This is a genomic window from Spirochaetales bacterium (genome assembly GCA_016930085.1).
Classification (GTDB): domain Bacteria; phylum Spirochaetota; class Spirochaetia; order SZUA-6; family JAFGRV01; genus JAFGHO01.
In genome coordinates this window covers 14785-30443 of record JAFGHO010000100.1, presented here as the reverse complement: position 1 = coordinate 30443, position 15659 = coordinate 14785, and the positions used below count along the sequence as shown (strand labels likewise).

15 protein-coding genes are annotated in these 15659 nt (G+C 44.6%); 14 read left to right on the top strand and 1 reads right to left on the bottom strand.

Going from position 1 to position 15659, the window contains the following annotated elements:
* Positions 1-82 precede the first annotated feature (82 nt).
* The 10 genes from rpoN (at position 83) to JW881_17045 (ending at position 9455) form a co-directional block, all read left to right on the top strand.
* Positions 83-1462, top strand: coding sequence for an RNA polymerase factor sigma-54 (gene rpoN / locus JW881_17090; protein MBN1699239.1), 1380 nt, complete (start codon positions 83-85; stop codon positions 1460-1462).
* A gap of 241 nt (positions 1463-1703) precedes the next feature.
* The gene (gene raiA / locus JW881_17085) at positions 1704-2048 is read left to right on the top strand and encodes a ribosome-associated translation inhibitor RaiA (GenBank protein ID MBN1699238.1); all 345 of its coding nucleotides are present in this window, start codon (positions 1704-1706) and stop codon (positions 2046-2048) included.
* 346 nt (positions 2049-2394) lie between these two features.
* Complete coding sequence (locus tag JW881_17080; GenBank protein ID MBN1699237.1) at positions 2395-3378, top strand: HPr kinase/phosphorylase; 984 nt, start codon at positions 2395-2397, stop codon at positions 3376-3378.
* A 3-nt stretch (positions 3379-3381) separates the two neighbouring features.
* Positions 3382-3648, top strand: a complete 267-nt coding sequence (locus JW881_17075; protein MBN1699236.1) for an HPr family phosphocarrier protein — start codon at positions 3382-3384, stop codon at positions 3646-3648.
* A gap of 38 nt (positions 3649-3686) precedes the next feature.
* Positions 3687-4274 carry a hypothetical protein gene (locus JW881_17070; protein MBN1699235.1) on the top strand — a complete coding sequence of 196 codons (588 nt, stop codon included), beginning with the start codon at positions 3687-3689 and terminating at the stop codon, positions 4272-4274.
* Positions 4271-6052: a HAMP domain-containing protein gene (locus JW881_17065; GenBank protein ID MBN1699234.1), complete on the top strand. Its 1782-nt coding sequence runs from the start codon at positions 4271-4273 to the stop codon at positions 6050-6052. Before JW881_17070 ends, JW881_17065 begins: the two co-directional genes overlap by 4 nt.
* Positions 6049-7413, top strand: coding sequence for a sigma-54-dependent Fis family transcriptional regulator (locus JW881_17060; GenBank protein MBN1699233.1), 1365 nt, complete (start codon positions 6049-6051; stop codon positions 7411-7413). Before JW881_17065 ends, JW881_17060 begins: the two co-directional genes overlap by 4 nt.
* Before the next feature lie 6 nt (positions 7414-7419).
* Entirely contained in the window at positions 7420-8028 is a 609-nt protein-coding gene (lexA, locus tag JW881_17055) for a transcriptional repressor LexA (GenBank protein ID MBN1699232.1), read from the top strand.
* Positions 8021-9031: a DNA polymerase III subunit delta gene (gene holA, locus JW881_17050; GenBank protein ID MBN1699231.1), complete on the top strand. Its 1011-nt coding sequence runs from the start codon at positions 8021-8023 to the stop codon at positions 9029-9031. The genes lexA and holA overlap by 8 nt, the downstream gene beginning before the upstream one ends.
* 43 nt (positions 9032-9074) lie before the next feature.
* Positions 9075-9455, top strand: a complete 381-nt coding sequence (locus JW881_17045) for a hypothetical protein (protein MBN1699230.1) — start codon at positions 9075-9077, stop codon at positions 9453-9455.
* A 50-nt stretch (positions 9456-9505) separates the two neighbouring features.
* Here JW881_17045 and JW881_17040 read toward each other — a convergent pair whose 3' ends face one another.
* Positions 9506-10363 (bottom strand): HDOD domain-containing protein, encoded by an 858-nt coding sequence (locus JW881_17040; GenBank protein ID MBN1699229.1) that lies wholly within the window; start codon positions 10361-10363, stop codon positions 9506-9508.
* Positions 10364-10663: 300 nt separating this feature from the next.
* Between JW881_17040 and JW881_17035 the strand changes: the two genes are divergently transcribed.
* The 4 genes from JW881_17035 to pelG are packed head-to-tail and all read left to right on the top strand — an operon-like array spanning position 10664 to position 15633.
* Positions 10664-12097 carry a hypothetical protein gene (locus tag JW881_17035; GenBank protein MBN1699228.1) on the top strand — a complete coding sequence of 478 codons (1434 nt, stop codon included), beginning with the start codon at positions 10664-10666 and terminating at the stop codon, positions 12095-12097.
* Between the two features lie 14 nt (positions 12098-12111).
* A complete protein-coding gene (locus tag JW881_17030) occupies positions 12112-12858 on the top strand; it encodes a hypothetical protein (GenBank protein MBN1699227.1) in 747 nt (248 codons plus the stop codon).
* Positions 12848-14245, top strand: a complete 1398-nt coding sequence (pelF, locus tag JW881_17025) for a GT4 family glycosyltransferase PelF (GenBank protein MBN1699226.1) — start codon at positions 12848-12850, stop codon at positions 14243-14245. The genes JW881_17030 and pelF overlap by 11 nt, the downstream gene beginning before the upstream one ends.
* Complete coding sequence (pelG, locus tag JW881_17020) at positions 14245-15633, top strand: exopolysaccharide Pel transporter PelG (protein ID MBN1699225.1); 1389 nt, start codon at positions 14245-14247, stop codon at positions 15631-15633. The genes pelF and pelG overlap by 1 nt, the downstream gene beginning before the upstream one ends.
* Positions 15634-15659 lie beyond the last annotated feature (26 nt).

Here is a 15659-nt window from a genome sequence, read left to right as displayed (position 1 = left end):
GTTGTACGATATAACCAAATTTCTATTGACAATCGGGGCATGATGGTTCACAATTAAGTAAGAGGAAAAAGGGATTTGATTGATGAATTTGCAATCAAAAGCTGTCATGAGGCAGGAACAAAAACTAAAAATGACTCCCCAATTGTATCAGGCCATAAAACTTATGTCCCTTCCTCTGCTGGATCTCCGTACAACGATACAGGAAGAAATCGAGAAAAATCCGGCCCTGGAAATAATCGAAGACAAAACAGTTGTCTCAATCAACGATATCACAAAGAAAAACAACGAAGAATACAGCCTTTTTGAAGACACCTCGGATCCCGGTTATCCCCGGTACAATAAACCGGATGGAAACGAGGATACAAAAAGAAAATTCATTGAAGGGACACTCTCGCGTCCGGAATCATTGCAGGATCACCTGCTTTGGCAACTCAGACTTCAACCGATCCCAAAATCATGGGCCCAACTCGGAGAAATGCTGATAAGCAATCTCGATGAAAACGGATTTCATATCGAATCGCCGGAGAAACTCATCAGGGAAGGAGAGGTGAAATTACTCGAACAGGTGATAAAAATAATTCAGACGTTTGACCCGATCGGGGTTTGTACCGGGGATTACAAGGAAGCCCTGTTGGTACAGATACGGTATCATTCGGAGGCGCCCCCCAATGCACTCTCTGTCGTTGAAAACTATATGGATCTTCTGGAAAAAGGGAAATACAAGATAATCGCTTCAAAAATGAAGATATCGGAAAAAGAGGTGCTTGCCATTGTCGATTTTCTGAGCGAACTCGAACCCCTTCCGGGCAGAAACTACGCCACAGATCCGCCCACCTATGTGATTCCGGACGTCATGGTGAGATTGAAAGACGGTGAGTTTGTCCTCATCCTTAATGACGAGGAAATACCCGTTCTCGGCATCAACCCCTTTTTTACCGATATTATGGGCGATGAACGCCATAAAAATGAAAAAGATTTGAATAATTTTGTCAACAGCAGTATAAAAAACGCAAAATGGTTTATTCAAAGTATCAAACGCCGCAATGAGACGCTTGTGCGGGTGTGCAGGGCTATCGTGGAATTTCAGCGGGATTTCTTCAGAAAAGGGCCGAAATATCTTGTTCCGCTTACCCTCAGGGATATCGCGGAAGAAGTGGGTGTTCATGATTCGACCATTTCGCGGATTTCCAACGGCAAGTATATTCAAACAGAATGGGGTATCTTCGAGCTGAAATTCTTTTTTTCGAGTTCCGTTCCCGGCAACGGTCTCAATCACAATCAGGTGGCGAAACAAAGTGTCAAAATCATTATAAAAGAAATTATAGAGAAGGAGGGAGCGGAGAAACATTTATCAGACAAGAAGATAGCAGACATGCTGGAAGAACGCGGTATTAAACTGGCAAGGCGAACCGTTGCGAAATACAGAAAAGAACTCGATATAATGTCGTCGTATGACAGATAAAACCCTTTTGCCGTCCATCAATCCGCCGCGACATGGGTATTGTATCGCGGAGAGGGAAACGAACCGCCGACGGATGAGAAAACAAATCTTTCAAAGACCGGTTGTAAAACGAAGCGTCTGCTGTCTTGCTGATAGTGAGGACGTATCACCCCGAAATACCCGGTATTAAACGGGAGAGGTGATGCATCAGTACATGATGATCATGTGTGTACTTTTTAAATTCATACAAAGGAGTGATGCCGTGTTTGACAAGAGTACAAATCAGAATAACGAGAATCTTCCAAAACAGTTTATGAATCTCGAACTGACGGGGATTCATATGGATGTTACCGACGAATTAAGAGAATATTTTAATAAAAAACTCCAAAGACTTGATTTTGCAGCACATTACATCATTGATCTGCTTTTCAAGCTCATCAAGGAAAAACATGGATTCAAACTTGAAGCGAATGTCAACTTCAAGTGGGGGGGGACGGCGTATGTAAGGGTAAATTGTTTCGAAATATTCGAGGGAATCGATAAACTCTTTGACAAGATTGAATTGAAAGTTAAGAAGGAAAAAAGCAAGGTTCAGAAACATTATTGACGGGACAAAGATCGATAGTGTGTATAGGTTTTCGCAAGATATTACCCCGGCTCCTCTTTTATCCGGAACGGAGAGATGATAAGGAAGGTGAACGATGATCGTATACCCGTATTATCTCATCCGTTGCCATGATAGTATGTCATAAGCGTTACCTTCGAAACGATGGAGCGGATTGTCGGGATTCCCTGTCGTACGCTGTCCGGGTGATGATAGGGGAGAATATTGTTTCTTCCGGAAACAGACAGCGGGAAACACATGCTCCGGAAGGGGATACCGCCAATTAATGGATGAAACACCGTTTACTGCAAACGGTATCTCCTCATAAAATAAATGATAGGAAATTGCTATGGAAAAATTTACCGTACTGGATCTTCTCCAGCTTGATTTTAAGGAGCATGACGCCCTCAACCTTTCATGCATCGCAGGACGTCCGGGGCTTGTACGGGAAATCAGTCTTCCGGAGATTGACAGACCCGGACTTGCGCTGAGCGGCTTTTTTGAGAATTTCGCATTTAAAAGAATACAGATTTTCGGCCGCGGCGAGAACGCGTATCTGAAAAAACTCGAAGATGAAGGAAAACACGACACCATCGAGAAAATACTTTCCTTTGAAGTTCCATGCTGTATTTTTACCTACAATATTCAACCGACCGATGTTTTTTTCAAGATGGCGGAAGACGCAAAGTGTCCGATCCTCAAAACCGATTTGCCCTCATCCGAGTTCTCGACACGTATCATGCGGGTACTCAGTAATATTTTCGCCCCCAATCAGACAATCCACGGTGTATTCGTCGAGGTCTTTGGTGTCGGGATACTGATCAAGGGTGAAAGCGGCGTCGGGAAAAGCGAAATAGCACTGGAATTAATCGAACGGGGCCACCGCCTTGTCGCGGATGACGCTATTAATGTGAGAAATGTCAATGGAAATTACCTGCTCGGAAAAGGGGCGAGCGTCGTTATCAGCCATCATATGGAAATTCGCGGTCTCGGTATTATCAACATTACCCATCTCTTCGGCGTCGGGGCGATCAGAGATGAGAAAAGAGTGGAACTTGTCGTCGAACTGGAAGAATGGGAAGCAAAAAAGGTATATGACAGAATCGGTTCGGAGGAAACCATCGATCTCCTCGGGATCAAGGTCCCGTACCTCATTATTCCGGTCAAACCGGGAAGAAATATCCCGATTATCATAGAAACGGCGGCAATGAATGAACGTCTTAAAAGAATGGGCTACGACTCCGCAAAGGAGTTCAGCAGTAATGTCATGAACTGGCTGGAATCAAAAAGCGCCCGGGCATATTTTCTTGAAGAAAAACATTTATATAGATAAATCATGATAGAGAAACTCGTTATCATAACAAACCGAGCGGGAATGCACGCACGTCCTGCAGCACTTCTCGTACAAACGGCATCGAAATACAACTCGAAAATATTGATAGAAAAAGGAACGGAACGAATCAACGGGAAATCGATTATGGGAGTTATCAGTCTGGGCGCGACATACCAGACCCAATTGAAGATCATAGCCGACGGTGAGGATGAAAAAGATGCGATCGAGGCGTTGATAAAACTTTTTGACAACAAGTTTGAGGAAGAATGAGGAGGTGCACGTTCAAACAGCCCCCTTCCGGAAATGCAATGATAAAGCCGAATCAGTATGCCATAAAAAGGATTTTCCCCGCCATTTTCATATGTATAGGCATCCTCACCGCGACAAAAGCCGCGGCCATCGAAACGGAACTCTCGATACGTATTGAAAACAACCTGGTTCTTGCTTCCGTCGGCCTTAAGGGAATAGACCGGGAAGAATTACTTGCGTCGCTCAAAGAAGGCCTCACGGCGGAAATCTTTTTTCAGATCAGGTTGTACAGAAAAAACAAGGGACTTTTTTCATTACTGGGTGACTGGCTGCTTCTTGAAAAAAAACCGTCATACACAGCGTATAAAAAATTCTTTCCGGATGAATATGTTATCGAAACGAGTGAAGGCGATACCTACTCGTATCATGAGGAGGAATCCTTTATCAGGAATTTCTGCCTGCTCCGAGATTACCGGTTTACGACGACGGAGGATATCAACCTGACGGACTGCTATATCCTTGCGAGAATCAGCATCAACCCGGTCAAACTGGAGCCGCCGCTTCATCTGATTGTCATTATCAGTTCAATCGGCAGGACGACATCATGGATTGAATGGCATCCGGAAAAGGAGGAACAAAAACAATGAAACTCCAGCAGGGTGCCAGCAGTACACCGACGGGACTTTTCGTTCTCATCATATTTTACATTTTTCTTATCTCACTTATTCTGATTTTCTCGCAACAGATTATCGGCAATATCCAGAATATCAACCCTTTCGCCAATCTGCTTATCATTATCATCATCATCATCCTCCCCCTGCTTCTTCTCGGTGCGATTATCGTCAACATGGTCACCCTCTTCCGTGAAAGGGCGAAAAAAAAGCCCGGATCGCGATTCAAGCTGCGGTTGATCATCTTTTTTGTATTTGTCGCCCTCCTGTCACTCATCCCTCAGGCGTTGCTTTCGATAAGCTTCATCAATTCCAGCATCAATTTCTGGTTCAGCGTAAAAATAATCGACGTTCTGGACGGCGGTCTTCAGGTCGCCCTCAATTATTATTCGGATAAATACGAAAATCTGAAAGTCTTTCACAAAAGCCCCATGCTTCCATCATTATTGAGTGACATTGAAACAAAACCGGCCCAGGTTTGTGAACGGTTGCAAAGCGTGAATCCTGAAATCGACTTCATTCAATGTTTCGACCAAAACGGAAATGAAATCGTTTTCTGGGGAGAGCAGGAGAACGGAAAATTCAATGATTTCGCTGAAATACAGGGTAAAAACGGCATGCTTCCAAAAAAAGAGACCGGCGATCTGAGTATCTTAAGAAGCGTGAGCGAGGTGAAACTGTCGAATAAAACATTTTACCTTGTCCTCGGTATTATCCTCACCGAAGAGTTCAATGCATACGCAAGCAGAATCACCTCCTCGCGAAGTACATTCAAACAGCTGGAATACTACAAGGACCTCTTCCGGATCGCGGTCATAATTTTCTATTTCGTATTCTCCTTTCCCATCCTCCTGCTGGCGATTCTCATAAGTTTTCTCCTGACGGACGAAATCATCAGACCGATCGTCAATCTCGAAGAAGCGACAAGAAGGGTTTCGGAGGGCGACTTTTCATTCAGAATTCTGGCCCGTTCGAATGACGAACTCTCAATTCTGGTCGAATCATTCAACAGAATGATTACGGAACTCGATGCATCCCGTAAAAAATTGCTGCATTCGGAGAAAATCACCGCCTGGCAGGAAATCGCGCAGCGACTCGCGCATGAAATCAAGAATCCCCTCACCCCGATCAAGCTTTCCGCACAGCGAATTCAAAAAAAATATAAATCCGGCATGGATAACTTCGAACAGGTTCTTGAACCCGCCATATCCTCGATAATACGGGAAGTCGACAATCTGAACAACCTGCTGACGGAGTTCAAAGAGTTTACCCGGCTGCCGGACCTGAGGTTCGAGGAAGTATCGATCAGAGACATTCTTTCGGAAGTGGCGGATGTCTACAAAGGATTTTCCAATAATATCCGCATCGCAATCGATATCTCGAAAGAGGCGGACGATCGCCTGAAGTTCATGCTCGACCGAACACAGATGAAGCAGGTATTTGCCAATCTTTTTAAAAACGCGATACAGGCTATGCCTGACGGGGGAGAAATACGAGTAAACGGCGATATGGTAAAAAAGGGTTACAATACCTATTTCAGGATTCAGATAAAAGACACGGGCGACGGAATCGACGATGAAATAAAGGAAAAAATATTCGATCCCTATTTCACCACCAAAAAAGACGGAACCGGGCTGGGGCTTTCGATTGTTGAGAGAATTATTTTCGATCATAAAGGAAATATATGGTTTGAGAGTAGAAAAGGAATCGGAACGACCTTTTTTATCGATCTGCCGACAGGAGCACCATCATGAACACAATATTGATTATCGATGACGAACCGGGTATCAGATCCGTTCTTAAGGATGTTCTTGAAGACGAGAACTATACCGTACTTTGCGCGGAAGACGGCGTGCAGGGGCTGTCACTCATCGAGACAAAACCCGTCGACCTTGTCATCCTCGACGTATGGCTTCCCAATATGGGCGGCATCGATGTGCTGAAAAAAATCCGCGAGGATTTCCCCGATGTCGAAGTGATCATGATCTCGGGGCATGCGAATATCAACCTCGCGGTGAAGGCGGTAAAAATGGGTGCATTCGATTTTCTCGAAAAGCCGCTTTCCCTGGAAAAAACGATCACCGTTGTCAGAAATGCCCTGAAAATGGAAGATCTTATCATGGAAAACAGAGATCTGAAAAACTCCCTTTTCATGGAGGATGAAATAATCGGTTCGAGTCCGACTATCGAAAAAGTCCGTGAAATCATCTCACAAAGTGCGGCAACCGACTCCAGGATTCTGATCCTCGGTGAGAACGGGACGGGTAAGGAGCTTGTCGCAAGAGAGATTCACAGAAAGAGTAAAAGGGCCGCGGGGCCCTTTATCGAAATCAACTGCGCGGCGATACCCGAGACCCTCATCGAGTCCGAATTGTTCGGTCATGAAAAAGGGGCGTTTACAAACGCGATTTCACGAAGAAAAGGAAAATTCGAACTGGCCCATAAAGGGACGATTTTTCTCGATGAAATAGCCGACATGTCGGCAAGCGCACAGGCCAAAGTCCTGCGCGTCATCCAGGAGTTGACCTTTGAGCGTATCGGCGGCGAAAAGCCGATTTCCGTCGATGTACGGATCATCGCCGCTACAAACAAACATATCGAACAGGAAATAAAGGCGGGCCGATTCAGGGAAGACCTCTATTTTCGCCTGAATGTCATTCCTGTCTTTATGCCGCCGCTGCGGGAGCGAAAAGAGGATATCGAGTCGCTTCTTTCGTACTTTATGGAAAAATTCAGGAGGACACAGGCGGATATCCTAAAAACATTCACTCCCAAAGCCACCGAAATTCTTGTCAATTATGAGTGGCCGGGAAACATAAGGGAGTTGAAAAATTTTGTCGAACGTATTAATATTATCACTGATAAAGTATTAATTACCGAAGAAATTGTGGAACAGTATCTGGGTAAAAGAAGTGAAGGGACAAATGATACTGTACTTGCCGATTTTGAGAACCTTAAACTCACGGCCGCCAAAGACCGGTTTGAAAAAAGACTCATTATCAAAAAATTGCAGGAAAACGATTATAATATATCTAAAACCGCGGAGGAACTCGGAATATATCCGAGTAATCTGCATGGGAAAATCAAGAAGTTTGGAATAAAAACTAATAAGTAGGTGAGTATGAAAGGATTGACGCATCGTCAAAAAGAGGTCTTCGATTATATCAACGAATATATCAAGACACGAAAATACCCCCCTACGGTCAGGGAGGTTGCCAACCATTTTGACATTTCAGTCAAAGGCAGTCACGACCATATCAAAGCCCTCGAGAAAAAAAATTATATCCGGTGTAATTTCAATCGATCAAGAGCGATTGAAGTGCTGAAAATGAACGATAACGCAAAGAAATCCCCGACGGCCAAGGTTCCGCTTCTCGGTAACGTGGCGGCGGGAAAACCGCTTTTCGCCGAAGAAAATCTGGAAGGCACCGTCGAGGTCCCGAACGCGTTCGTCGGAAACGGAACCTTTTTCGCCCTCAATATCAAAGGCGACAGCATGAAAGACGCGGGAATACTGGACGGTGATATCGCGATCATCCGGCATCAGAATACGGCTGAAAACGGTGAAATCATTGTCGCCATGCTCGATGATTCGGTGACCCTCAAACGGGTTTATCAGGAACGCTACAGGGTGAAACTCCAGTCGGAAAATCCGGCTTATCCGCCCATATACGCGAACAACGCGAATATATTGGGAAAACTTGCCTGTATCATAAGGAAATATGACTGATAACGATAATATTTATCTTCTTCTGGGTCCTGAAGAGGGTGAAAAATTCAACTATATCCGGCAGAAAATCAGGGATATTTCTCAAAAAAACGGAGAAAAACCGGAAATATTGCGTCTTTTTGCTTTTGAAACGAATATCGTGGATATCGTCGCACTTATGCAAAGCCAGTCTCTTTTTGCGCAGCACACAGTTATCGTCCTTAATAACACCGAGGCGATCCGGAACGCGAATGATATTAAGGTATTGGGCGAATACATAAAAAATCCCTCGACCGTCTCGACGCTTTTTCTTCTTTCACGAAATATCGGAGATATTTCCAAGGGAATTGAATCCGGTATTCCCCGGAAAAACAGGATTATTTTCTGGGAACTGTATGAAAATAAAAAAAGAGAATGGCTCAACAATTTTTTTCGGAACAGACAGATACGAATGAGTGATGACGCGATTCAGTTGCTGCTGGAAATGGTACAGAACAATACCTATGATTTCAAAAGCGAATGTAACAAACTCGCCCTTTTCTTTGGTCCCGGAGCAGTCGTTCATGGAGACGACCTCGAGAAATACCTCTTTCACAGCAAGGAAGAAAATGTCTTTACCCTTTTCGAACGGATTGCGGGACGGGATTTCGTCAGCGCGATTGAAATCCTCGAGAAAATACTCGCTTCCGGAGAATCAGACAGTATCGCCCTCATAAACGGTCTTCTCTGGCAGATGAGAAAACTCCTCTCGATAAAAATACTCCTCAACGACAATTTCCACAAAGACGAAATATTTCAGCGACTCGCCATCCGGAATAAAAAAAGCCAGCGGATATACGCCGAAGCCCATTCACGGTACGGTCTCAATGAAGTCAAACAGATTATCATTCTGGTCTCCGATTTCGACAAGCTGCTCCGTTCGATCAGGTCCGATCTTCACCGTTTACTTCTTCAGCTGTTTCTCTACTACTGTATTAAAAAAGGCGGAATGAAGCCGCAGATAAAGGATATGTTTTTTTCATAATCGACTTTGTATGACCGGAGAAAAAACGTTACGGGATATATCAATGGTATTACTGGACTTACACCTTACCGATCCGGAACTCCATCAAAACACGATCGACGGCGATGAAGCATTTTTATGCCTGATGTGCAAGACAAAAATAACGGAGAAAAAATATCTGATCACGGCAGGAGGCGGTACGCCCTTCCTGGCTTTTACGAATCCGTATGGTATTGCATTCAACGTCATGACCGTCAGCTACTGCGAAATGGTAATGGAAGCATCCGAACGCATCAGCGAACACACCTGGTTTCCGGGTTATGCGTGGACTATTTTAGTTTGCGCGGAATGCCGGGAGCATCTTGGCTGGGCCTATCATTCCTCCGATCGCAATCCCTCACATTTTTACGCCCTGATAAGGGACAAGCTTATTCTATCCGTATAATCCGATAACCCGGATTTCTTGTGAATGGTATCAATCGCGAGATATCCGGGTTACTTTACCCCAAACAGATCGTGGCACTCCTGAAAAAGCGGGTCACTTTTCAGTAATTCAAGATAGTTTTCCCCGTAATAAAGGATATCGTCTTCCGTAAGACACGTATGGGGAATGAGTCGCGCAAGAAGCTTCTCCTTGAAAGCCGTAAAAATACCGTATCCGAATTTTTCGGTAAGCAGACTGGCGACGGTCACGTAAATAATGATTGTCTTGAACGGAGAAGTGATATTGTGGCTGTTGTGTTCAAGGGAGATATCTATGAAGAGGTCGGGGAAATTCCACCGTTTGAATAATTCGGCGCCGATAACCCGGTGGTTCACCCCGAAAAGTTTTTCTTCATACACCTCTATCGGGTCGTTTCCTTCTTTTTCCATACGAAGCAGTTGTTCATATTTTCCGGCATCGGCATTGAACAAGACGGTTTTCCCTATGTTATGGAGAAGACCGCTCAAAAACACATTTTCCGTCATATCGGTTTTTTGACAGTGAAGGGATAACATTTTTCCGAGAAAGGCGGTCGTAATCGAGTGCCGCCAGAAGTCGTTATAGAATTTCGTTTTTTTTGCGTGGTGAAAGAAACTCGAGGCCGTGACCAGAAGAACAAGACTTTTGATATTCTTGAATCCGAGCATTGAAATGGCTATCTGAAGGCTTTTTACCTCGTTCCGGCGGGCATACAGGGCGGAATTAGCGATTTTGAGTATCTTTGCCGTCAGGCCGGGATCGACCCTGATTATATTCTCGAGTTCTCGGAAAGAAATATTCAAACCATCCTCGGCCAGGTTCATCACCTTGATCGCGATTTCCGGAATGACCGGGAGATTTTTTAAATATTTCAGATAATCATTTGACAAACAGCATACCCCGTCTGCGTTCGCTTTCCTCTCATTAATTAACCGATATTTTTTCCGCTAAAAATAATATACTATTTTCACCGCCATGTAAACAATGCGTGTACAAATATTACTCTTTTGGGTATCTTATACTAAATGGGTGATGCCGGGGCATTTATTGCCCTGTTTCAAGGAAGAAAAAAGCGTAAAAGACCGATATTATTTGTAAAAGGAAACGGTAAGGACGCCGTGTTAGTTCGGTTATTTTGCTTTATAAGTGATCGATCATGCCGAAATTAAAGATAAACCGGTGACGAACGAATGAAAAAGAGATCCCCATTGAGAAAAACAGGTGAATTGCTCGTCTTCTCCGCCATTGTGGTTATCGCCAACCTTTTTTTCAAAAACGATCCCGGTTTTTTTCGGGAATTTTTTTTACCTTATCTCGCACTTTCACTTCTTTCCGCCTCGTATTACGGTAAATTCTACGGTTTTTTAAGTCTCTGTATTTCATCGTTATTCGTCGCATTACCCCTTCCGTTTTTATTGAAACTCGTCTATCAGGAGTCATTCCCCCTCTCCATCGATCTATGGATCGATCTGGGAGAAAGGGCGATGTTTCCCGTTTCCATTACCTTTTGCGGGGCATTTTTCCTCGGGATGCTGCGTGATTCAATGACGGCGAAACAGGATAAGCTGAAAAACACCATACAAAAAATAAGCAGGGACAAAGGCCTGCTTCTCAGGGAAACGAAAGCACTCAAGGCGGTAAACCATGAACTCGAAAAACGGCTTTCCACACAAAAAGATTCCATAATATCGCTGTATTTGAGAATACAGGGGCTTTACACCCTGAGTTTAAAAAATTCCCTTGGCGTCATCATCAATACAATTCAACGGTTCACCGGTGCGACAAGCTGTTCGATCTGGGAATACATGCAGGAATACAAAAAGCTAATCCTCAGGTTAAGCGCGGGTTGGGACGTGACAAAAAACAGCCTTACCGTGATTCCCGTCGAAAATACTATCGAAGGATGGGTGGTACGGAACAACATGCTGTTCAGTGCGAAAATCCTCCTGCAATACGAAAACCTGAAGCATATGGACACGGGAAGAAATGTCTATACCGCCCCCATATTCGCCGGCCATAAAATCTGGGGTGTTCTTAATGTCGAAGAAATTCCTTTTGAGAAATTCAACCTCTATACGGAAAAAATACTTCTGATGATTCTGGCACTCGTAGCGCCCGCACTCGAACGGGCAATCGAATATGAATCATTCACCGTCGAAGAGGCTTTGAATCCCATCACCAAGCTACCGCCCTTTTCGCAATTCTATGTTTTTCTCGAAAAGGAACTCGGAAGGATGATCATGGAAAAGGGAACGCTGAGTGTCGTTATCATCGAGATGATAAAATATACCGAGCTTTTTGGTGAGTTCGACCGGGAGGAAGTCCTCCACCTTATCGCCATGCTTATCGAAGATATAAAACGGCTTTCTGAAAACAAGGCTTTGTTTTTCCATTATAAAAGCAACAACCAGCTTTGTTTCATCTATCCGAATCTCGACTATGACGGATGTTCTTTGTTCTGCCTCGATATCCTTGAATTACTGAATGAGAAGGAATACGAGATCAATGACAAAAAGGCCCGGATCGAGGCGATTTTAGGCTATGCGTCGCTGGGTGAAAAGGAGCAGAATGCGAATGATCTTCTCAATGTGGCGGAAAACCTGCTCGAGATGCAAAAAATATAGAAGGCGGGCCGTGTATGAAAGAAATTGATTTCTTTCGAACAGAAAGAAAGGGATACGATCCTAAAACCCCATCTGCGGCAATAAAGGCATACGAGGAAGGCATCCTTCCCATCGAACATTTTATCTATATGAGTACTTCCCTCCATCCGATCGACGAATGGACATATGACGTCGATTCGATAGACCGGATTATCGCGCGGGAAGATCTCACCATTCAGGAGAATTTACTCCTCATGAAAATTCTTGAAACAATGGTAAAGAGCAAGGATATGGAGCTCGCCGTATTTGCGGCGGAAAGCATCAATTTGATCGAGGCCAGGTATACCGAAAAGATAGAAAAACTGAAAAATGAGAGAATGACGGCGAAAGAATCCGGTGCAGTAAGCGGGCTTGCACGCCTTTATTATGAACTCGCGTTACTCAACGAACAAAGGGCATCCATTAAGACCTTTTATCTCAAGGAAGCCTTTTTTTATGCGAAAGAGCTGGTAACGACGCGAAAAATCAAAAAACGAGATGTCGAACTTATCATCGATATTCTCCTTGCCCTGAAACTGTATGACCATGCCCTGTATGTTCTCGATACCATCAATGGAAAGGATGAACCCTTTTTTATTCTTTTAAAGGCGCGTGTCGAGTTTGCCCGAAAGAATTACGGGGGCACCCATTCCCTTCTCATGAAGCTTTCGCCGGTTGAGGACCAGCTCGATGAGGACGATAAAAATCTCTTTTTATACTGGAACATCGAGGATGAAAAATAAAATCAGGGTTTGTCTGTTACTCGAGGGAACATACCCGTATATTACCGGGGGTGTTTCCGGCTGGATTCACGAACTCATACGCGGACTGCCGGATATCGAGTTTGTTCTTTTTACCATTTCCCCGAAATATAACCAGGAGGTCCGCTACCGTCTTCCGGAAAATATCGTCGAACATAGAGACATCGTCATTTCAAAGCCGGGTCAATCCGGAAAAAGAATAGTGAACAAAAAAAAGATATTCAGGGAAATCGTCAGGGTTCATCAGGATTTTTTCAAAGCCCGCATACCCGAACTGGAAGGGCTGTTTTCGATCTACCCTGAAGGATATTTTCCATATAATGACGCCGTATTGCGCAGGGAAGGATGGGAGATGATGGTAAAACAAAACAATCTCCTCAATCCCGTTTACGCTTTCTCGGATTATTTCTGGGCCTGGAAATCTTCTCATGACCTTATGTTTACCATCACGGGTTCGGAAATTCCGGTTGCCGATCTCTATCATGCGGTATCCACGGGGTACGCCGGACTGGCCGCATTGATCGCGAAAATAAGAACCGGAAAACCCTTTCTCCTTACCGAACACGGCCTTTACCACAAAGAAAGGGAAATGGAAATAAAGCGGGCGCTCTATGTGACCGGATATCAACGGGACATGTGGATAAAGATCTTCAATAACCTGAGCAGAATGAGTTATAAATATGCCGATTGCATTGTGTCTCTTTTCGAAATAAACAGAAGAAAACAGCTTGAAATGGGGGCCCCGGAAAAAAAGACGATCGTCATTCCGAACGGAATCGACGTCGGCAGGTTTACCGGGATCAAACGTGAAAAAAGGAAGGGTTTTCACATCGGTCTTATCGGAAGGGTCGTTCCGATCAAGGATATCAAAAACTTCATACTCGCTTCCAGAATTATATCGGAAATGATACCGGATGCCTTCTTTTATTGCATCGGTCCGATCGATGAAGATCCGGGTTATTTTGAAGAATGCAGGAAAATGGTCGAAAGCTTCCGATTAACGGAACAATTCGTATTTACCGGACGGCAGGATGTAACGGCCTATTACTCGTTTCTCAATGTCATCTGTCTCACAAGCGTCCGTGAAGCCCAGCCGCTTGTCATCCTCGAAGCCTTTTGCGCTGGCGTTCCCATCGTTTCGACAAAAGTCGGTAATATCCCCGAACTCCTGGATTACGACGATCGTTTTCTCGCCTCTTCAAAAGATCCGGGAATGATTGCACATTGCGTCAAATTTATTTATGATAATCCCCATGATGTCGAGGAGCTTGTTTCGCGCAACCGTGAAAAAATACTCAAATTCTACAACAGGGATGAAGTACATAAACGATACGGCACCCTCTATGCCCGGCTGACGGGGAAACTGTAATGGCCGGTATCGGATTCGTGCTTCAAAAGGTACTGAAAGAAGGGGGAATGACCTCACTCATCAAGGTCGCGCTTTCAGGTGCGATCGTTGTCGCGGGTCCATGGATTCTTTCCATTATCGGTATTTTTTTTATCGGTGAGTTCGCTCCCTATGCAATCGCGGAATCGCACAACCTTTTTATCGCGATCATTATTTATTCATATGCCTTCTCGCTTTTTCTTTTCGGCGGCATCCACTATATTTTCACCCGGCACATCTCGGATCTCATCTATGAAAAAAAAGACAGGGAGGCGGGGGCCGCCCTCATCATCTATTCGACAATCGTCATCATCTGTTCGGCCTGTATCGCTACAATCACACTCTCGCTCCTCAACCTCGGCCATATCAGGCTGCATATGCTGTTCAAGGCGGCCTCCGTACTGCTGTTCGTATCCGTCAACCTTATCTGGCTTCTGATGATATTTATTTCGCTGGTAAACCGGTACCTCCATATTTTTTTCACCTATCTCGCCGGTACGATCGTTTCCTTTGTCGGTGTTTTTATCCTCGGGAGACATTTCTCGGCCGGCGGCGCGATGGCGGGATTCGCCTTCGGCCAGTTTCTCATTGTCGTTTTTCTTTACATAATCTCTTTTTTACAGTTCAAACCGGGTAATTTCCGAAACATACATATCGGACGGTACTTCAGACAATACGTTTTTCTCTTCCTGTCCGGAATGTTTTATTATTGGGGAATGTGGATCGATAAAATGGTCTTCTGGGTATTCAAGGGATTTCGCGTCGGCAACACCTTTTTCAGGCTTTTCGATAGCTATGACATTCCCGTATATTTCGCCAATCTCACGATGATACCGGGGTTGATCTATTTCGTCGTCATCAGCGAAACGGATTTCTTCGTACATCTCACTTCTTTCCTCAGGACGCTGCATTATAGTATATACAACAAGATTCAGGAAAAAAAGAAACGCATGATACGAAGCATGAAAAACGGCCTGATCGAACAAACGCTGTTTCAGGCTATTTTCACCTTCGTCATCATCCTTCTGGCCGGCGACATTGCCCGCTACCTGACCGACGGAATGGACACATCGATTTTTCGCATTACCCTGGGGGCGGTATTCTTTCATCTTCTGCTGCTTACCATATCGATCTTTCTCTACTATATTCAACTTTACCGCCAGGCCTTTATCGCCTCCCTTGTTTTTTTTACGGTCAATTTCTTCGGGAGTCTTGTCATCGTCGCATCGGGGACATCCGGCTTTTTCGGCCTAAGCTATCTGGCGGCCGGTATTATCGCCTCCGCGGTCGGCGGATCATTCCTGGTGCCGTCCATATACCGTTTCGACAGACGCATCTTTTTGCGGGCGGCGAGCGGAAAGGACATATGAGAACACATCTGCTTTACATTACGGAT